Genomic DNA, 19,764 nt, shown 5'->3' with positions numbered 1-19,764 from the left:
CTTTTTAGCGGCTAACTTCCTCGCGGTGCCCTTATGACCTCGGGTAATATTGCTCGGCCAGCGCCGCTACCCGTGCGGCCCGGTCCCGGTCATTGGTATCGGCGGCGGCCTGGTAGAGGTGCTGCAGTGTGATGATGTTGACCCCGACTTCGCGCTCAAACAAAGCAGGGTCGTGCTGGCTGTAGTAGGCCAATGACTGCTGAGCCCGGTCAGCAAGCAAATCGAACAGAGCGTGGGCGCGCTTCACCTCACCGAGCTTGACCAGGGGCGCAATCAAATCGGCGCTGTTATAATCGAAGGGAATGGTGTCGTCGGGCATCACGCGCAGGCAGCGCTCCACCACTTGCTTAGCCTTGGCCGGCTCCCCGCTTGGATGTAGGCCTGCGACAACCGCGCAAACTGCTCCCGGTACTGGCTCGTGGTGCGCCGGATGATTTCGTCGTAATACACGTCGGGCCGGTTGAGGTTGCGGTAGGAGAACTTGCGCATCAAGGAGTCGAACAGCAGCTCGGTCGATACCGCGCCAACTTCCCGGGGCTGGGCCGTGGGGTTTTGGGCGGGCAGCACGCGGTAAGCCAGGCCTTCGAGCTGCATATAGTTGTCGAGGCCGGCGTAGTCTTGCTGCGGAATGCTGGTGGACAGGTACACGGGCCGCTGCCAGTTGTTGGTGGCCAGCAAGTCCAGAATAACCAGGGTGTTTTTCTCCAGAGCCTCCTTGCTGGCCTGCCAATGCATGCGGGCTACCAGCTGCTTGTTTCGCTCCTTCGGAATAATGCCCAGGCGGCGCACCGCAGCCGTATCCACGTCGAGGTAGAAGTTGGTAGTAGGATACGAAAGCAGGCTTTTGCCCGACTGGGTCTGCACTTGTAGCAAAGGACTGTTCTGGCGCACCAGCTGCATGAATTCCTTTACGTTCAGCGCCGTTACCGCGGGATTCTCCACGTAGGGCAGGTAGTCGTTGGTGCCCTGGGAATAGTCTTTGTGCGTCAACGACAAGGGCCAGGGCTTCGACTGGTTGGCCGGCTGCTTCATCTGGTCCACGTACCAGTCGGTGTTGAGGTAGCTGAGCACAGCCACGCGCACATCGGGGCGGAAATTTTCCACGTTCTGGGCGTACCACAGCGGAAACGTGTCGTTGTCAGCGTAGGTAATCAGAATGGCGTTGGGTGCCACGCTGCTGAGCATGTTCTTGGCCCAGTCCAGGGCGGCGTAGCGGTTCGAGCGGTTGTGGTCGTCCCAGCCCTGGTCGGCCATAATTCCCGGCACGGCCAACGCCAGCAGCGGAGCCGCCACCAGCCGCAGCCGCTCGGGGCGCAGCACGTAGCGCAGCACTTCCTGCAAGGCCAGCACGCCCAGCCCAATCCAGATGGCAAAGGCGTAGAAGGAACCCGCGAAAGTATAGTCCCGCTCCCGGGGCTCGGTGGGCGGCTGGTTCAGATACAGCACAATAGCCAGGCCGGTCAGCACGAACAGCAACCCCACAACCAAGGCATTACGCCCGTCGCGCTTCACCTGGTAGAACAACCCCAGCAGGCCCAGCAGTAAAGGCAGCGCGTAGAAATTGTTGCGGGCCCGGTTGTGAGCCAGCTCGGCCGGCAAACCGTCGTTGCTGCTCAGGGGCCAAAGCACGCCGGCCTGCTGCACGTCACTTTCCCGGCCCACGAAGTTCCACAGGAAGTAGCGCCAGTACATGTGGCCCAGCTGGTATTGGACCAGAAACGCCAGGTTTTGGGCCATGGTCGGTTTTTGATCGGGCTGCACGCCCACCCAGGTTTGGTAAGCGCGCACGTGGCCCGGCTGGTTGCTGTAGAGGCGGGGCAGCAGCATCTTGTCCTGGTCGCGGTAAATGGTTTCCAGGCGGCGCTCAGCCACCACGTAGGTGTCGTGGCCCTGGGCATCGTGGCTGCGCTCGTAGCGCGGGGCGCCCTGCTGCTGATCCACGGGCTGGGCGTTGAACTGCGGGCCGTAGAGCAAGGGCCGGGAGCCGTACTGCTCCCGCTTGAGGTAACTCACGAAGGACAGCACGTCCTCGGGGTTATTCTCGTCGAGGGCGGGGTTGAAGCCCGAGCGTATCGGCACAATCAGGTAAGTCGAATAGCCAATCAGAATGAACACCAGGCTTAGCAGCGCCGTGTGCAGGCGTACCCGGCCGGTGCGCTGGGCAAACCAGAAGCCCGCCGCAATAGCGCCCACCAGCAACAGCAGGAAAATAACCACCCCACTGTTAAACGGCAGCCCCACGGAGTTGACAAAAAAGACCTCAAAATCTCCCGCCAACGAGGGCAAGCCCGGAATGATGCCTAGTAGAATGGCCAGCACCAAGGCCCCACTCAGGCCCAACGCCAGTAGGCCGCCGCGGGTAGTGGGCTGGCTGGTTTTGCGGAAGTAATACAGCAGGCCCAGGGCCGGCAACGCCAGCAGGTTGAGCAAGTGCACCCCGATGCTGAGGCCAATAACGTAGGCAATCAGAATCAGCCATTTGTCGGAATCGGGCTCGGCGGCGCGGTTTTCCCACTTCAGCATCAGCCAGACCACCACAGCCGTGCACAAAGCCGACATGGCGTACACCTCGGCTTCCACGGCATTAAACCAGAACGAGTCGGAGAAGGTGAAGGCCAGGGCGCCCACCAGGCCCGCGCCCAGAATCTGCAGGGTCTGGCTGCTGGTGGGCTCTACCGAGCTTTCTATACCGCGCAGCACCAGCTTTCGGGCCAGCATCGTGATGGTCCAGAACAGGAACAGCACCGTCAGGGCACTGCTCAGCGCCGAGAGGCCGTTGACCAAAGCCGCGGCCTGGCTAGGGTCGACGGCCAGCAGGGAAGCCAGCCGCCCGAGCAGCAGAAACGTGGGCGCACCGGGCGGGTGAGGAACCAGCAATTTGTTGGCACTGGCAATAAATTCACCGCAGTCCCAGAAGCTTACGGTGGGTTCCAGCGTAAGCAAGTAAGTAGTCAGGGCCAGGCCAAACACCAGCGCGCCGGTCACATTATTGGCTTTTTGATAACTCTTCAACATAACTCGGGGTTAAGTCCTACACGTATTAGCCCGGGCCTGCCAGCGCCGGATACCGCGCTGACAGATGCCAGCCTTCGGGCAAGCGTTGCCTAAGTCCCTCAATTTTCATTGCCGCTTCGCCCCGTCGTTGCGAGCTGAGCTGCTTTTCACCTATGATTTCTTCTGCGCCCCGGCAGCTACCAAGTCTCACCCTCCTGCCCTCACGCCCGGCCTGGTATGGCTCATGGCCATTGCCTGCGGCCTGGTAGTAGCCAACATTTACTATAACCAGCCCCTGCTGGCCGACATTGGCCGCACCTTCCAGCTCACCGACAGCCAGGCCAGTCTGGTGGCCACGCTTACCCAGGTGGGCTACACGCTGGGCTTGTTTTTCGTGGTGCCGCTGGGCGACAAGCTGGAGCGCAAGCGCCTGATTCTGCTTTTGCTGCTGTTTTCGGCCGGTGCTATGGCCGCCGCCGCGTTAGCGCCCTCCTTTCTGCTGCTCATTGGGGCCAGCCTGCTGATTGGCATTTTCTCGGCCGTACCCCAATTGTTGGTGCCCATGGCGGCTCATTTGGCTTCCGATGCCGAGCGAGGCCGGGTGGTGGGCAAAATCATGAGTGGTCTGCTCATTGGCATTCTGGCTTCCCGCACGCTGAGCGGCTACATCGGAGCCCACGGCGGCTGGCGGCTGGTGTTTGGTATCGGCAGCGGCGTGATGCTGGCTTTGGCCGTGGTGCTGGCCGTGAAGCTGCCCAAAGACCAACCCGATTTCGAAGGCACCTACGGCAGCCTGATGAAGTCCTTAGCGACGCTGACCCGCACACTGCCGGTGCTGCGCAAGTCGGCCCTGACTGGCGCTTTCCTGTTTGCTTCGTTTAGCGTGTTCTGGACTACGCTGGTGTTTTTCCTGGAAGGCAGCCCCTATTTCTACAAGAGCGACGTGGCCGGCTTTTTCGGCCTGATTGGCGCATTGGGCGCGTTGGCGGCCCCCTTGGCTGGCAAGTCGGCCGACACGCGCGGGCCGGCTTACGCCATTAATATCGGCATTCTGATGGCCCTGGCGGCGTATCTGGTACTGGCTTTCGGCGGTTACCACTTGGTGGGCCTAATTGTGGGTGTTATCGTGCTCGACATTGGCGTGCAGGCCACCCACATTTCCAACCAGTCGCGCATCTTCTCCCTGGTTCCCGAGGCCCGCAGCCGACTTAATACGATTTACATGACGCTATATTTCATTGGCGGCTCGGTGGGCTCGTTGGTGGGCGGGGTGGCTTGGCACCACTACCAGTGGCCGGGCGTGTGCGGCGTGGGCCTGGCCTTCGTCGCGGCGGCGTGGCTGGTCAACCGGTTTTACGGCAACACCCGTCCCGCCTAAAGCCGGGGAGGAATTACAGCCAAAAGTCGAAGCTTAATACCAAGCAAAAGAGCCGCTCCCGAGTATGGGTAGCGGCTCTTTTATGAACAAACCTCTGTGGATAACTACGCTTCCGCAGCCGCCAGCCGGCTAATGCACACGCGCAGACTTTCCTGCCAATGCGGAATTGTTACTCCCAGCTGGGTTTTGGCCTTGGTCTTGTCCATCACCGAGTAGGCCGGACGCGTGGCTTTGGTGGGGTATTCGGCGGTGCGGATGGGCGTCGTTTTGACCGTGGTTTGGCTGAGCTCGAAGATAGTCGTGGCAAAGTCATACCACGAGGTAACACCCTCATTGCTATAGTGGTACGTTCCGAACTGCTCGTTGCCGCCAGCAATGATGCTCAAAATGCAGCCGGCCAGGTCAATGGCGTAGGTGGGCGTACCCAATTGGTCCCAGATGACGCGCAGCTCATCCCGCTCCCGGCCCAGCTTGAGCATGGTTTTCACGAAGTTGCCGGCGTACTCGGAATACAGCCAGCTGGTGCGCAGCACGAAGTATCGGTCGGTAAACTCCGGAATAACCTGCTCGCCTTCCAGCTTGGTAAGGCCGTACACGCTGATAGGAGCCGTTTCGTCGGTTTCCACCAGCGGCTGATTGCCGGTGCCGGCAAAGACGAAGTCGGTGGAAATGTGAATCAGGATGGTATTGTGTTGGGCGCAGAGCTTGCTCAGGTTGGCTACCCCGTCCCGGTTGACCTTGCGGGCTATATCTACTTCGTCTTCGGCTTTATCCACGGCCGTGTAGGCGGCGCAGTTGATGGCGTGCGTGGGGTGGTGCTCCGCAAAAACGGCTTGTAGTCCATTGTTATCCAATATGTTGGCTTGCGCCTCGGGCAGAAAAACCAGGTTGGTCATGTTTCTTTCCCGGGCTACGTGCGCCAAGCACTGCCCCAATTGCCCGGAAGCGCCAAAAACCAGTATGCTACCCATATTCTACGCCGCTAAGGTGGATGTAAATGCTGTGTCCCGGCCCCACCGCCCAACAAAGGGGCGGCAGAGCCGGGACAAAGTAAAAGGGTTTTAGCCGAGGCGCAAGGTGGACTAAGGCTGGGGCCGCTTATTCCGAATCGGCTCAAACCGGGTTTCCCGCGGCTGTTTTTCGCTCAGATACTTCCAGTAGCGCAGCGGAATGTGCCGCCGGTGCAGCTTCATATTCTTGCGCTCCGGAATGTTGACGTGGTCGAAATACGTTTGCCATAGCACCTTGAATAGCGGCTCCCGCTCGTCGAGCACCGTGGCCGACACGCCCGAGCGGCGCGGGGTGGTAGTGTCGGACTCAAACTGCACAATGTCGGTGCGGTGCAGGTCGTAGTAGAGGCCGTAGTGGCGGCGCTGGTCGTAAATCAGCCAACGCTGGTCGGCGTAGCGCTTGGTGAAATGGGGCGCAATCAGTGGCAGTACGTCGAAATCGGGCTCGATGGTAGCGTGAAACAGCTCGTCGGACGTCTTTTCAAAGCGCACGAAAGCCTCCATCCGGTGCTTTTCCCGCCCCATCTGCTGGGAAAGATGGGCCACGCGCCGCACATTTTCGTCGGTGTAGTTTTCGGCAATGTCCTGGGCGGAACGCATGGCCAAATCAGCGTAACGGAAGATGAGCAACTCTCGGTCGGGCTGCTCACTTAGAAAGGCGTGAAACAGCCGCGTCCGGGCTTCCTCGCGCATGTGGCGCAGCAGCCCGTCCCACACCCGCGCTGCCGTGGCCTCGTGCGTCTCCACCAGCAAAGGTTGAGTAAACAGCCCACCCTGCACTGCGCCTTCCGGCTGAATGCTGTTGGGTGGAGCTTTGCGGTCATAAATCGTGAAGAGCACCGTCATCAACCCATCGAATGAGCCGTCGTAGGTGTAATCCAGCGGTGGAGCTGTGAGGGCCGGGGCCGTTGGCCGCGGCCCTGCCGTCCCGGTTTGCGGCACTTGCTGACGATTCAGGGGCGTGAGGGAACGGCTCATACAGGACAGTTTTAGGCTTCAAAAAACCGCAGCAGCAGCCCGTTCACAGCGTCGGCCTCTTCGTGCTGCACCCAGTGGCTGGCTGGCAGGTACGTCAGCTGGGCCTGCTCGCACAGCATCAGGCTTTTCTCAGCCATTTCCCGCTTCAAAAAAGCATCTTTCACGCCCCAGATAATGTGAACCGGCACCGTAACCCGCCCCGTAGCCAGTTGGCGCGGAGCACGCACGGCGGCCCTATACCAGTTGATCATGCTGCGCATGGCCCGGGGCTGCTGCCAGGCAGTTACGTATTCGGCTAAATCGGCAGTGCTGAACGTGCCCCGCCGACTAGTGCCCACCAGCGCCTGCCGGCCAAATGCCCAGTTGCGCCGCCGCACCAGCCACTCAGGTAGCAAGGGCAGTTGGAAAAAGAAAATGTACCAGCTTTTACGCAACTGCTCCGCGCTCCGCAGCAGCGTGCGGTTCATCACGCTCGGGTGTGGCACGTTCAACATGGCCGCCTTGCGCACCCGCGTCGGGTAGTGTGCCGCCAGGTGCCAGGTCACAGCCGCGCCCCAATCGTGGCCTACCACAAAGGCCTGTTGCTCACCGGCCGCGTCAAGCAAGCCCAGCACGTCCCGGGCCAGCGTGTCGATGCGGTAGTCGGCCACTTGGTGGGGTTTGTCGCTCAGGTTGTAGCCGCGCTGGTCGGGAGCCCACACGCGGTAGCCGGCCGCGGCCAGCGCGTGCAGCTGCCGGTGCCAGGCGTACCAGAATTCGGGAAAGCCGTGCAGCAACACCACGAGTGGGCCGTGCGCGGGGCCGCACTGCACCACGTGCAGGCGGACGCCGTTTGTGTCGATGTAGTGATGTTCGAGTTCGTAGTGCACCCTACGCTTTACCGCTAGCATAGCGCCGGGGTTGCGGTTGGGCTCAGGCTGCTTCGGGCCGTTCGGCCGATTGCGCGTTCTGGGCGCGGGTTTTCTCGTGCAGCTGGCGCACGATGGGTAGCAGGTCGCTGAGCTTGCAGCAGCAAGCCAGGCGGGCTACTTTTTCGGGTTTGGTTTCCTGGATGGCGGCCGACGCGTCGGCACCGCGGTGGGTAATAGTCATCATCGTAGTAGGTTAATCGGTAAGCGTGGGACAGTAGAAAGACTTGGTTTAATGCGTACTAGAGGTTGGTGTAGCTTTTTCACAATTCCTTCTTTCGTCACCAGCCCAGGCACCTTAACTGGCCTGGGCAAACAAATCGAGCTGCTGGGTGACCAGGGCCGAGCGGACCGAGCCGGCGCCAAACAGAATCTGGCGGCGGATGCTCTGCTCGTCGTAGTCGCGGGTTTCGAGAGCCTGACCCTTGCAGGTAATAAAGAACTTGGCCCGCTTGAGCACCACCCCAAACTTGTGCAGGTGGTCGAGGCTGAGCGGCGAGAAGCGGCGGGCCGCCACAATGCGCTTGGCCGAACGGGCCCCCACGCCGGGAATTCGCAGAATCATCTCGTAGTCAGCCGTATTGATGTCGACCGGAAACACGTGGCGGTTGCGCAGGGCCCAGGCCAGCTTGGGGTCAATTTCCAGGTCCAGGAACGGGTGCTCCGGGTCCAGGATTTCATCGGCCTCAAAGCCGTAGAAGCGCATGAGCCAGTCGGTCTGGTAGAGGCGGTGCTCCCGAATCACGGGTGGCTGCGTTACCTGGGGCAGGCGGGCGTCGCCGCTCACCGGAATGTAGCCCGAGTAGTACACCCGCTTCAGGCCGTAGCCCTTGTAGAGCGAATCGGTGAGCTTGATGATCTGGTGGTCATTTTCGGCCGAGGCGCCTACGATGAGCTGGGTGCTCTGACCAGCGGCGGCGAAGTTGGGCACCTTCTTGAACAGGGCCTTTTCCTCCTTGTTCTGGGTGATGCCGTCCCGGATCTGGCCCATCGGGGTCAGGATTTCCTGGTAGTTTTTCTCCGGTGCCAGCGTAGTCAAGCTCAACTCCGAGGGCAACTCAATATTCACGCTGAGGCGGTCGGCATAGAGGCCGGCTTCGGCAATGAGCTCGGGCGAGGCGCCGGGAATGGTTTTGACGTGGATGTAGCCGTTGAACTTATGCTCGGTGCGCAGCTTTTTGATGATGCGCACCAGCCGCTCCATGGTGTAGTCGGAATCCTTGAAGATGCCGGAACTCAGGAACAGGCCTTCGATGTAGTTGCGGCGGTAGAAGTTCATGGTCAGGTCCACGACTTCGTCCACGGTAAAGGCGGCGCGCTTCACGTCGTTGGAGCGGCGCGACACGCAGTAAGCACAGTCGAAGATACAGTAGTTGGTCAGCAGGATCTTGAGCAGCGACACGCAGCGGCCGTCCTCAGTAAACGAGTGGCAGATGCCCATGCCCTCGGCGTTGCCCAGGCCTTTGTTCTCGTTTTTCCGCTTGCCGCCGCTGCTGGAGCACGACACGTCGTACTTCGCGGCATCTGCCAAAATACTTAGCTTTTCCTGAATCCGCTCGTTCATTAGGGGCTGTTTGAGGGCTTAAAAATAGCAGATTGATTCTTTCTGCGCAATACTATACTAAGCTAATTTTTTTAGGAAATGGTTCCCGCCTGGGCCCCTGCGTGGCCACTTTCTGCCCTTCTCCCCTGTTGCGGCCTTTGGCAGCCAACCGGCCGCGCTCAACCTTTTTTTGCTTATCCAGCTCAGCTGTTGCGGACCGCCCCTTCCCTTCGTAACTTGCCGAGTAAGGCTTTGCCGACGGCCCTTGTGCCGGGCCGTTAGCCACCGTGTTGTTGCCGTTTCATGAACCTCTGTGTCTGGTCTGTTTCCGTATTGCTGCGCCGCCTGCCTGGGCTGCTGGCTCTGCTATTGGTGGCGGGCAGCGCCTGGGCTCAGCAGCCGACCAAGCCCGTGGTAACGGACTCGATGCGGACCCAGCCCGAAACCCGGCGCGACTCCCTGCGCCGCCGCTTCGACCAGGAGCGGGTGCTGACGGGCCTGAAGGCGTACACCAAGCGCAAAACCATTGCCGGCAAGGCGGCCTCAGCCATTTTCAACTTCACGGAGCGCAAGGAAGACCAGGTCGGTATCGACGTGGAGCTGCTCGACCGGCAGTTTGATCAGCACAACTACAAAATCGTGCGGCGCATCGATATCCGGGCCCTCGACGCGTTTGGCTACAGCGTCTCGGACCCCACGCGCCAGCCCCGCAATATCCTGGAGCGCACCGGCAACAGCCTGCACGTAACCACTTCCCGGGCCCGGGTGCGGCAGCTGCTGCTGTTTCGGGTGGGCGAAGAGCTGGCTCCCCAGGCCCTGACCGAATCGGAGCGTCTCTTGCGCCAGACCGACGAGCTGCTCGACGCCCGCGTGTTCGTGGACGAGGAAACCACCACTCAGGACAGCGTCGACATCCGCATTATTACCAAGGACGTGTTCAGCATCGGGGGCTCGTTTGAGCTGCGCGACGTGGGCGCGGGCGTTATTGCGGCCCGCGACGTGAACTTCCTGGGCCAGGGCCACCAGATCAACAACCGCTTCGAGTACGGCCGCACCGAGCCCCAGTCGTGGAGCTACGAGGGCAGCTACGTGGTGCCGTTCCGCAACTTTATCAACGGGCAGGTGCGCTACCGCAACGAGTTTCAGTACGAGGAAAAGGCCATTGGCTTCTCCCGCGACTTTTACTCGCTCAACACCCGCTACGCCGGGGCCGTATCCTTGCGCAGCTCCCGCCAGGGCATAGCGGTGACACTGCCTGACAAGCCAACCTTTTACCTGCCCTCCAACTACAGCATCCGGGACGCCTGGCTGGGCCGCTCGTTCCGGCTGCGCAGCTACGATTTGGGCTACGAAAACCCCGCCCGCCTGATTGTGTCGGGCCGGGTACTTAATACCAACTACACGGCCCGCCCCAACCCGGATTACCTCAACTCCACGGTGGTGCTGGGCACGGTGGGCTACAGCGTGCGGCGATATTATAAGGACAAGTACCTGTTCGGCTTTGGCCGCACCGAGGACATTCCGACCGGTACGCTGCTAAGCCTGACGGCCGGTTACGATTTCAACGACCAAGCCAACCGCCACTACTACGCCGTGCGTGCGGCCACCGGCGGCTTCAGTATGCGCAATGGCTACCTGTATCTGAGCGGGGAGTTTGGCTCGTATGTCCGGCAGCGCGACAAGGACTGGCAACAGGGTTTGCTCAGCACCGAAGTGCTGTATTTTACCCGCCTCTACCACACCGGCAACTGGCAGTGGCGGCATTTTTTCTGGAACCGCTCGGCCCTGGGCTTCAACCGCCGCGCCGACGAACAGGGCCTGCTCATCGACGGCAACCGCGGGCTGCGGGGCTTCGAGTCGGATATGCGAGGTACCAGCCGCTTCGTGCTCAACTACGAAACCACCGTCTTTACGCCCGTCTCGTTTCTGGGCTTCCGGGTGGCGGGCGTGGCGTTCGTAGATGCGGCCTGGCTGGCCAATAAGCCCGGGCAGGAATTGCCTTTCCGCAACACGCCCTACACCGGCTTCGGCCTGGGGCTGCGCCTGCGCAACGAATACATTGCCGTGCGCACCGTGCAGCTGCTGCTGGGTTATTACCCCCGCGGCCAAACCAACCCCGGCGGCTTCCGCGTCTTCGAAAACGCCCGCCCTTATTACGGTTTCAGCGACTTCAACTTCGCCCAGCCCAACACGGTGCGCTACGAGTAGCGGTGAAATGGTGAGTTGACGTTCTGAAGGCGCGAGAGGCGCGGCGCTTGAAATCAGGTCTTGTACGTAGTTACAGAAGCACCCGCCCGGCGGATTGCTGCGTTGTAAACGTCTACAATGCCGTCTGACATTTGACTTATGCCGTTGTAAATGTTTACAACGGCATCTGACGTCTGGCGTATGGCGTTGTAAACGTCTACAGCGCCATTCTCCACTTGGGTTACTTCGTTGTAAATGTCTACAGCGCCATCTGACACATGTTGCGGGCACTTGCAGCCATTTGGAGGCCCGGCTAGTCAACCACCGGGCCTGGCAACAGCGCCGCAGCACTACCGCCCCGGATAGGCTACCTTTGCCCCAGAACAACTCACCATTTCACAATTTCACCACTTCACCTCATGCTTGCGCTCGGCGATTTTAACGAACTGGAAGTGGCCCGCGCGGTCGATTTTGGCTTATACCTGACCTCTGACGACGGCGACCTGCTGATTCCGGGCAAGTACGTGCCCGAGGGCACGCAAGTGGGCGACTGGCTGCGGGTATTCGTGTACCGCGACTCCGAGGACCGGCTGATTGCCACCACCCTGGAGCCCTACGTGCGCGTCAACGAGTTTGCGGCCCTGACCGTGCGCGACGTGACGGCGGTGGGCGCCTTCCTGGACTGGGGCCTGGAAAAAGACCTGTTTTTGCCCTACAGCAACCAATGGCGCAACCTGCGCCCGGCCAGCGCGTGACGGTGTACGTGTACCTCGACGAAACCACAGACCGCATCGTGGCCACGGCCAAGTGGGACCGGTTTCTGAGCGAGGAGCCCTTCCCCGGCCAGGCCGGCGACGAAGTAAAGCTCTTCATTGCCGCCGAAACCGACCTGGGCTATTCGGCCATCGTCAACGGCACCCACCAGGGCTTGCTCTATTATAACGAGGTGTTCAAGCCCCTGCGCCTGGGCGACACGCCCACGGGCTACGTGCGCCAAGTGCGGCCCGACGGCAAGCTCGATATCAGCCTGCAGAAGCTGGGCTACGCCGAGGCCCTCGACGCGGCCCAGGTGATTCTGGATGCTTTGCGCAAAGCCAACGGCAGTCTCCCCCTCTCGGATAAAAGTGAGGCCGACGATATTTACCGTCGCCTGGGAATGAGCAAGAAAGTGTTTAAGAAAGCCCTGGGCTCCTTGTATAAACAGGGGCTGGTACAACTGTTGCCCGAGCAGACGCGTCTGGTAGAGGGAAAGTAGCCGGCGCCGGGGATAGTCCCGGGCGGAAATCCTGCGTATGGTAGGCCGGCCTTTCTCTTCGCCGGTCGTACCGCTTTCCGCTCCCTCTGCCCTATGAAACTCCAGAAAACTGCTCTTATTGCCGGCGCCAGCGGCCTCGTTGGCAGCCAGTTGCTGCCCTGCTGCTGGCCTCCGACCGCTACGCCAAAGTCATTGCCGTAGGCCGGCGGCCCATACCAATAGTACACCCTAAGCTAGAGCAGCGCCTGCTGGACATGGACCAGCTGGAGCAGCACCGTCTTTCCCTCATTGCCGACGACGTGTTTTGCTGCCTGGGCACCACCATGCGGCAGGCCGGTTCCAAAGAAGCCTTCTACAAGGTCGACTACCTCTACGTGGTGAAGCTGGCCGCCCTGACGGCGGCCAATTTCGCGGCCCAGTTTATGGTCATCTCGGCCATGGGGGCCGATGCCGGTTCCCGGTTTTATTACAACAAGGTGAAGGGCGAGATGGAGCAGGCCGTGCGGCAGGCCCCATTCCGGGCAATTCATATTTTCCGCCCCTCGCTGCTGCTGGGCGAGCGAACCGAAAAGCGTGCCGGCGAGCAAGTAGGCGCCGTGCTGCTGCGCGTGCTCAATCCGCTGCTGCTGGGGCCGCTGCGCCGGTACCGGGCTGTGCCGGGGGCTGCAGTGGCACGGGCCATGCTGCGGGCCGCTGAAGATGACGGAGGCGGGATTAAAGTGCACTTATCGGATGAAATTGCGGTGGGCCGCATCTTGCGTCGCTAAGTCCGGCTGGGCTGCTTACTTTTGTCCCATATTTCCTTAGCAGTTCCAGAACGTATGAAGTGTATTTCCTCTCTTTTCCTGGTCGTGGTTTTGCTCTGCAGCGCCACGCTGGTATCGGCCCAAAGCAAAAAGAAGTCGTCGGGTGGCTCCGGCTCAAGCTCCGGCTACAGCACCGGCATTGGTCTGCGCGGCGGCGGCTACTCCTCGGGCCTGACCATCAAGCACTTCATGAGCGGTAAAAACGGCGTCGCGCTCGAAGCCCTGGTTACGACGGAGTACAAAGCCCGCGGGCCCGGCTCACGCTGCTGGGCGAAAAGCACAAGGCCATTTCGGACGTGCGCGGCCTGCAGTTTTACTACGGTGCGGGCTTCCACCTGGGTGCCTACCAGGGCCGCTACTACTTCGACGACGTACGCTACTACCGCTACCACAAAAAAGACCAGTACGTAGTGTTCCGGCGCTACGTAACCGACGATGCTACCTACGTAGCCTTCGGGCCGACCTGATTCTGGGCCTGGAATACAAGATGGAAGACCTGCCCTTCGTAGTCGGCATCGACTACAAGCCCTACTTCGAAGTATTCAACGGCTACACCGGCTTCTACAACGACGCGGCCGTGAGCCTGCGCTTTACCTTCTAAGCGAAGCCAAAACCTGAGCAATACACCAGCCGACGTCCCTGGAAAATCCAGGGACGTCTTTTTTTGCTTTCTGCGGCTATTCAAGCAGGCACTATCAGCTACTACGCAGCTCTAGCGCTACTGGTGTAGCATCATCTGACGCGCTGCTTACTGGTTGTCCTTTCGAAAATATCTTCCTTAACGCATACTCATGATAAAATCCTTACTCCTATTGCTGGCTATACTGGGCACTGCCTGGTCGGGAGCCTGGGCCCAGACCACCCCGGTCTCAACAACTTACGAGGCAGTCCCACGCCCGTTTGTGCTGCCCTCCCCGCCCGACAGCCCGTTTTACCCCGCTGACGCAGCCCGGGCGACGACCATACGCCGCCATACCCGCTCGACGGGCTACAACTGGGTTACCGCTTCCAACCAATGGACTCCGGCGCCGGTCAGCACCTCCCTGACTTACACTTCCCAGGGACAACTGTTGCAGGTCGTTTCCGTGGATTCGGCCACGCGGGTGCCGGTTAGCCGCATCACTTACACTTATAACTCGGCCAACTTAGCCACAACTTCTCTGACCGAAAACTGGGTGAACTCGGCTTGGCGAAACACCATGCTATTGACCTGGACCTACGACAGCCAGGGCCGCATGTTGAACCAGATTATTCAAGACTGGACCAACGGGGCATGGGTGAATTCAAACTTGTTCCAGTACCTCTACGATAGTCAAAGGCAGACGGGCTTCTACACCCAGAACTGGACGAACGGGGCCTGGGCCACCATTTCGGGCAGCCAGATGACGACGGTGTACGATTCCCAAAACCGGCCAACTGAAGACACGCAGAGCAATTGGAACAACAGCACCAAAACCTACGTGCTGGCCTTCCGTTACCAGTACACTTACTCCGATAACACGTCGTTGTACAGCAGTTACGTGCAGCAAAACTGGGTTAGCAATGCCTGGGTAAATACTTCCCGCTTCACGGCCTTCCGCTACGACGTTCAGAACCGGACGACCTACTACGAAATGCAGGTGTGGAGCAACAACGCCTGGACTCCCAACATCCGCACCACTACTACCTACACGGCCAACTCCAACGACTACGTAGCGGTAACTCAGAATGTGGTAGGTACCGGCTGGGCCGATTACACCCGCCTGACGCGCACCTACGACGCGGCCGGCGGCCAGCTCAGCAACTATACCGAAACCTGGACCAACGGCGCCTGGCAGCCGACTTCCGGGCAGCGCTACCTCTACGCCTACAATTCCAATAACGACCCAAGCCGACGTTTGCAACAGCGCGTTGACGCTGTCAACCACGTCTTTCTCAACGTCTACAAGTTATACTATTACGACTTCCAGAGCTTCGTGCTGGCTACCCGCCCAAGCAGCCTGGCCGCCCAGACGTCCTTGTACCCCAATCCTGCTGCCCGTACCGCCACACTGCAGCTTAGCGGCTTGCTCCAGAGCGGCGCTGTCAAGGTTATAGTGCTTAACAGCCTGGGCCAACCCGTGCTGCAGCAGGCAGCCCGCGCCCAAGCGGGTGCCCTGAGCTTGACTGTAGACCTGAGCAGCCTGCCCGCAGGTTTGTACTCCGTGCACGTGCAGACGACTGAGGGCTCCGTCGTGAAACGCTTGGTGAAAGAATAAGTATTTCGCTTCCTAGTAAAGCAAAACACCCCGTTGGCAGCTGCCAACGGGGTGTTTTGCTTTGTAAACAAAGAACCCCGAAGCTTACACCGGCCGCAGAACCGGGGGCTCGTCCAAAGCCTGAATCTGGGCTTGGTAAGCGGCCGGCAGCAAGGCGTTGATGGCCCAGCGGGCCACCCGCAGGTGCTGGGTACGGCGGTACACGGGCACCAGGGGCCGCAGCCAAGACCAAGAACTCTGGTGCAGCATTTGGCGCACTACTGCGGGCAACACCAGGCGCTGGGCCTGCTGCAGCAGGCCGTAGCGCAAGCCACCCAGGTGGTGACGGTACTGCAGGAATAGGTCGGTGGTGAAGCGGCTGGGCGAAAGGTCCTGGGCTAGGTGCTCATGGCGGGCCACCAGCCACTGAGCGTGCGAATCGGGTACTTCCACCAGGCCCATGCGCCGCCCCACGCGAGCAAACACGTCGAAGACTTCTTCCCGCTCGGCGGCCGTCAGGGGCCGTTCCAGCAGCTCAAAGGAGCGGATGGAATAATCGATGAGCATATAGAGCACGTCGCGGTAGGCCCAGTCGGGAATGGCGGCCCCGCGCTTGGCTTCCACGGCCCCGTGAATGGCGGCAATGGTATCAATGGCCTGCTCGGCGGCGGCGCGCTCGGCAAAAACGATGCGGCGGGCGTATTCTACCGTCGAAAACAGGCGGCCCAGGGGGTCGGCGGGGAGCTTACCGGTGAAGTAGAGCCAATCCACAGCCTTGTTAAGGGCAAATTCGGCGGCGGCCCCGGCGAAAATAAACAGCACCGTGTCCGATTTGCCCCAGATAGTGCGCACGATGGAGTGCGGCGCGACGAAATAGTCCATGGAATGTAAACTGCCAAACGTGGTAAATAGCTCCGGCTATCCGCGCCGCCGTGCAAGATACGCAGGCTGGCCGCGCGGTGAGTTACGTCGGGGTTCAGACGGCCTCTTATGCAAAAAGCCCCCACTACTTGCGCGGCGGGGTTTTTTAAAGCACTTTCTTGTGGCGTCCGGCACCTACCGGCTCTAGCGCAGCTTGATGCGGTACACGGCGTCGGTCATGCCGCCAAACAGGCCGTAGCCGGGCCGGATGTTGGAAGGCAGGGGCGCGGGCTCGGCAAAGGGGTTGCCCTCACTGTCGTTGTAGCGCTGCCGGGCCACGTAGAAGTTGTAAGTTTCCCGGGTCATGCTGGTCACGTACACCTCCAGGTAGTCGGGGCGCTGGCAGTTGTTAGGCTGCTGGCAGTAGCCGTCGTAGTAGCGCACGTTAGTGGTCAGCGAAAAGCTTTTGCCGTTCACGTTGACATCGGCGTAGGGGTACAAGCCGTAGCTGAAGCCGTTAAACGAGTTGATAGTGGAGAGCTGAAACTGCCCCAGGTCTACTTCCAAGTCACTTTCATCTTCGGCTACCTCTACGCCCGACCAGCCCTGATACTCGGGATTTTGCGAATTGATGGCCCGGGCGAAGGCCACGTAGTAATTAGTGGCGTTGGGGTCGTCAGCCACCGTTAGGGAAAGCTGCCCGTGGACTTCGCTCCCGTTGCTTTTGCTTTCGTTTTTGATGAATGCAGCGCTTTCGATAACCGGCACGGCCGGCAGGGTCAGCGTGCTTTCCACCGTCTCGAAGCCCGGCAACGAGGCCCGCAGCTTGTAGGTGCGGCCTGGCTCACCTTTGAGCTTGAGCGTGGGCTTGTAGTAGCCAATATTGAACGTATCGTAGGGCGCGCTGGGCTCCACCGGCTGAAACCGCTCCACTACCGTACCATTTTCGTCCAGCACCACCACGGTAGCATCTTTGCGGCCCCGGGCCTGCTTGTTGGAAAATATCCGCTGGCTGTTGCTCACAAACAATGTGCGGGTATCGGCCAGCTCATCGTGCTGCCGCGTGGTTTCATAATTGCTCAGAATGTACTTGAGGGCAATGCGCGGAGTGTGCTCGGGCTCGGGCAGGTCGATAACCGTTTCGCAGCCGCCCAGCAGGCCCAGACTGAGCAAGCCCAGGGCCGCAGTGCGCAGGCTCATGTTATATAGCGTAGACATCGGAAGGCGGGTTAGAATTTGAAGCTCTTGCTAAAGGAAGGAATAATGGGGAACAGCGAAATCTGCTTGTATACCGACTTATTCTGGCCGGTCTGGTAGTCGTAGTCGCTGGAGAGGTACATGTAGTAGGGGTTGCGGCGGCTATAAGCGTTGTACAAACTGAAGCTGTTGACGACTTCGCCCCACTTCTTTTTCTTGGTCTTGCTCAAATCCAAATCGAGGCGGTGGTAGGCGCGCATCCGGTAGCTGTTGCGCGGACCGTACTCCTCGTACTGGTCGTAGGGCCCCAGGCGGAAACGGCCTTCGGAAAGCGTCGTGGCGTTGCCGGTGCCGTACACCCAGGTGCCCGAGAGCGTGAAGGTGGGGCTGAACTTGTGCACGATAACCAGGGAGGCGTCGTGGCGGCGGTCGTACTTGTAAGGATACAGCCGGCCCTGATTCAGCTCCGGAAACTTCCGGTTGCTCCAGGCCAGCGTATAACCGATCCAGCCCGTGGTGCGGCCCGACTTCTTCTGCAGGAATACTTCCGTACCGTAGGCCCAGCCCTGGCCGCTGGTTACCTTATCTTCCCATTTGCTGTCGGTAGTACCCAGAAAGCTGGCGCCTTCCCGGTACTCAATCAGGTTTTGCATGGGCTTGTAGTAGGCCTCCAGGCTCAGCTCGTACTCCTCGCCCTTATGCTGCAGGGTACGGGCGGCTCCCAGACTAACCTGCTGGGCGCGCTGGGGCTTGACCTTGGCCGTGGCAGGCACCCACAGATCGGTGGGCAGGCCGATGCCGCTGTTGGTGAGTAGGTGAATATACTGCGTGGTGCGGGCGTAGGAGCCTTTTAGGGCCCAGTTCTCGGTCAGCAGAAAGCGGGCCGCCAGGCGGGGCTCCACCGACGGATAAATCTTGTTGTCTACCAGAAAGCTGTTCAGGCGCAAGCCCCCGTTCACCTTGAGCCGGTCCGTCACGCGGTAGTCGTCTTCGGCGTAGAGGCTGGCTTCGCTGGCTAGGGTCTGCACCCCCGACTCGATATCGGCCGGGCCGCCCCCTTTTACCTGTAGGGCGCCGGGCCGGAAGGAATGCAGAATGTACTGCCCGCCAAACCGGATGTAGTGGTCGGGATTGGGCACGTAGTCCAGGTCGGTCTTGAGGCTTAAATCCCGGATGTTGGACAAGTATTTCAGGGCAAACTTATCTACCCGGGGCTGCCCGTTGTCGATAATCTTGTTTTCCTGCTCGATGCCGACGTTGAATTGGTACTTGCTGTAGGTGAAGTGCGTGTTCATGAACAGTTGGTCGTTGAGCACGTGGTTCCAGCGCAGGGCGGCGGTTAGGTTGCCCCAGCCCAGCCCGTCGTTTTCCTTGTAGTAAGTCCCGTCGTCGTCCTTGTCGTTGTAGCGGCCGTAGAACTTGTCGTAGCCGGTGTAGGCGCTCAGGTAAAGCCGGTCGCGGCGGCTTACCTTCCAGTTGAGCTTGCCATTCAAATCGTGGAAGAAGTAACCCACGGTAGGCCGCTCGTCATAGGGAATACCTTCCTTCGACAGGGCGTAGTTAATCACCGGGCGGGCCAGCAAGTCGATGTAGGTGCGGCGGGCCGAGATGATAAACGAAGCCGTATCCTTTTTAATCGGGCCTTCCAACGTCAGCTTGGAGGCCACAATGCCGATGGCGCCTTCGCCGTGAAACTCCTGCATGTTGCCTTCCTTCATGGAAATATCCAGCACCGAGGACAGGCGCCCGCCATAACGGGCCGGAAAGCCCCCCTTAATCAGCTCCACATTGTTCAGCGCATCGGCATTGAACACGGAGAAAAAGCCGAATAAATGGGCTGCGTTGTACACGGGCGTACCGTCGAGCAGCACCAGGTTCTGGTCGGGCGAGCCGCCGCGCACGTACAGGCCGCTCTGCCCCTCGCCCCCGCTTTGTACGCCGGGCAGCAGCTGCAGCACCTTGAGCACGTCGGTTTCGCCAAACAGCGCGGGCAGGGCCTTGATTTGGCTGATGGGCACGTTGATGGTGCCCATGCGGGTGCTCTGGGCAATTTTTTCCTCTTTGGTTCCCACCACTTCCACGCCGGCTATTTCAGCCGACAAAGGCCGCAGGCGGAAATCGTGGCTCACGCTGCGCTCCGACTTCACGGCGAAGCGCCCCTTCTCGTAGCCCAGATACGACACGAACAGCCGCACGGAGTCGGCGGAAGCGGGCAGCGTTAGGGAGTAGAAGCCGAAGTTGTTGGTGGCCGTGCCCTGGCCGGTGGCTGGGTTCATCACGGCCACGCCAATGAGGTTTTCCCCCGTAGCCAGGTCCCGGACGTAGCCGCTGATGGTAAGTTTGCCGGGCTGTTGGGCCTGGACCGCAGTGGCCCCTGCCAGCAGGCCGCCGAGCAAAAGAAGTGAGCGAATTCGGCTCATAAAAAAGGGTA

17 protein-coding genes are annotated in these 19,764 nt (G+C 60.3%); 7 read left to right on the top strand and 10 right to left on the bottom strand.

What is annotated here, in order from left to right; all coding sequences use genetic code 11:
• Positions 1–31 precede the first annotated feature (31 nt).
• Both MUN79_RS10375 and MUN79_RS10370 read right to left on the bottom strand, forming a co-directional pair.
• Positions 32–343 (bottom strand): hypothetical protein, encoded by a 312-nt coding sequence (locus MUN79_RS10375; RefSeq protein WP_244677590.1) that lies wholly within the window; start codon positions 341–343, stop codon positions 32–34.
• Positions 319–3,015 (bottom strand): glycosyltransferase family 117 protein, encoded by a 2,697-nt coding sequence (locus MUN79_RS10370; RefSeq protein WP_244677589.1) that lies wholly within the window; start codon positions 3,013–3,015, stop codon positions 319–321. The genes MUN79_RS10375 and MUN79_RS10370 overlap by 25 nt, the downstream gene beginning before the upstream one ends.
• A 64-nt stretch (positions 3,016–3,079) precedes the next feature.
• On the opposite strand from MUN79_RS10370, the gene MUN79_RS10365 reads away from it, so the two are divergent.
• Positions 3,080–4,372, top strand: coding sequence for an MFS transporter (locus tag MUN79_RS10365; protein ID WP_244677588.1), 1,293 nt, complete (start codon positions 3,080–3,082; stop codon positions 4,370–4,372).
• A 104-nt stretch (positions 4,373–4,476) separates the two neighbouring features.
• On the opposite strand, the gene rfbD is transcribed toward MUN79_RS10365, so the two are convergent.
• The 5 genes from rfbD to MUN79_RS10340 form a co-directional block, all read right to left on the bottom strand.
• Positions 4,477–5,343: a dTDP-4-dehydrorhamnose reductase gene (rfbD, locus tag MUN79_RS10360; protein WP_244677587.1), complete on the bottom strand. Its 867-nt coding sequence runs from the start codon at positions 5,341–5,343 to the stop codon at positions 4,477–4,479.
• 111 nt (positions 5,344–5,454) lie between these two features.
• Positions 5,455–6,360 (bottom strand): TIGR03915 family putative DNA repair protein, encoded by a 906-nt coding sequence (locus tag MUN79_RS10355; RefSeq protein WP_244677586.1) that lies wholly within the window; start codon positions 6,358–6,360, stop codon positions 5,455–5,457.
• Positions 6,361–6,371: 11 nt separating this feature from the next.
• Complete coding sequence (locus tag MUN79_RS10350) at positions 6,372–7,250, bottom strand: alpha/beta fold hydrolase (RefSeq protein ID WP_244677585.1); 879 nt, start codon at positions 7,248–7,250, stop codon at positions 6,372–6,374.
• Between the two features lie 22 nt (positions 7,251–7,272).
• Positions 7,273–7,455 (bottom strand): hypothetical protein, encoded by a 183-nt coding sequence (locus MUN79_RS10345; protein WP_244677584.1) that lies wholly within the window; start codon positions 7,453–7,455, stop codon positions 7,273–7,275.
• A gap of 111 nt (positions 7,456–7,566) precedes the next feature.
• Positions 7,567–8,832 carry a putative DNA modification/repair radical SAM protein gene (locus MUN79_RS10340; protein WP_244677583.1) on the bottom strand — a complete coding sequence of 422 codons (1,266 nt, stop codon included), beginning with the start codon at positions 8,830–8,832 and terminating at the stop codon, positions 7,567–7,569.
• 282 nt (positions 8,833–9,114) lie between these two features.
• On the opposite strand from MUN79_RS10340, the gene MUN79_RS10335 reads away from it, so the two are divergent.
• From MUN79_RS10335 to MUN79_RS10310, 6 genes are all read left to right on the top strand, one after another.
• On the top strand, positions 9,115–11,019 hold the full coding sequence (locus tag MUN79_RS10335; protein WP_244677582.1) for a BamA/TamA family outer membrane protein: 1,905 nt from the start codon (positions 9,115–9,117) through the stop codon (positions 11,017–11,019).
• Positions 11,020–11,417: 398 nt separating this feature from the next.
• On the top strand, positions 11,418–11,753 hold the full coding sequence (locus MUN79_RS10330) for a S1-like domain-containing RNA-binding protein (RefSeq protein WP_244677581.1): 336 nt from the start codon (positions 11,418–11,420) through the stop codon (positions 11,751–11,753).
• A complete protein-coding gene (locus tag MUN79_RS10325; protein WP_244677580.1) occupies positions 11,723–12,253 on the top strand; it encodes a CvfB family protein in 531 nt (176 codons plus the stop codon). The genes MUN79_RS10330 and MUN79_RS10325 overlap by 31 nt, the downstream gene beginning before the upstream one ends.
• Before the next feature lie 254 nt (positions 12,254–12,507).
• Positions 12,508–13,020, top strand: coding sequence for a Rossmann-fold NAD(P)-binding domain-containing protein (locus MUN79_RS10320; protein WP_244677579.1), 513 nt, complete (start codon positions 12,508–12,510; stop codon positions 13,018–13,020).
• Between the two features lie 335 nt (positions 13,021–13,355).
• The gene (locus MUN79_RS10315; protein ID WP_244677578.1) at positions 13,356–13,526 is read left to right on the top strand and encodes a hypothetical protein; all 171 of its coding nucleotides are present in this window, start codon (positions 13,356–13,358) and stop codon (positions 13,524–13,526) included.
• Positions 13,527–13,850: 324 nt separating this feature from the next.
• A complete protein-coding gene (locus MUN79_RS10310) occupies positions 13,851–15,296 on the top strand; it encodes a T9SS type A sorting domain-containing protein (RefSeq protein ID WP_244677577.1) in 1,446 nt (481 codons plus the stop codon).
• An 84-nt stretch (positions 15,297–15,380) separates the two neighbouring features.
• Here the strand turns inward: MUN79_RS10310 and MUN79_RS10305 are convergent, their stop codons facing one another.
• The 3 genes from MUN79_RS10305 to MUN79_RS10295 all read right to left on the bottom strand — a co-directional run bounded on the left by MUN79_RS10305 (position 15,381) and on the right by MUN79_RS10295 (position 19,753).
• Positions 15,381–16,157 (bottom strand): oxygenase MpaB family protein, encoded by a 777-nt coding sequence (locus tag MUN79_RS10305; RefSeq protein ID WP_244677576.1) that lies wholly within the window; start codon positions 16,155–16,157, stop codon positions 15,381–15,383.
• Between the two features lie 183 nt (positions 16,158–16,340).
• The gene (locus MUN79_RS10300) at positions 16,341–17,354 is read right to left on the bottom strand and encodes a DUF4249 domain-containing protein (RefSeq protein ID WP_244677575.1); all 1,014 of its coding nucleotides are present in this window, start codon (positions 17,352–17,354) and stop codon (positions 16,341–16,343) included.
• Between the two features lie 11 nt (positions 17,355–17,365).
• Complete coding sequence (locus MUN79_RS10295) at positions 17,366–19,753, bottom strand: TonB-dependent receptor (protein ID WP_244677574.1); 2,388 nt, start codon at positions 19,751–19,753, stop codon at positions 17,366–17,368.
• Between the last annotated feature and the right edge of the window lie 11 nt (positions 19,754–19,764).

The organism is Hymenobacter cellulosilyticus, assembly GCF_022919215.1.
In the GTDB taxonomy this organism is placed as follows: domain Bacteria; phylum Bacteroidota; class Bacteroidia; order Cytophagales; family Hymenobacteraceae; genus Hymenobacter; species Hymenobacter cellulosilyticus.
This window is presented reverse-complemented; position numbering and strand designations above follow the sequence as displayed.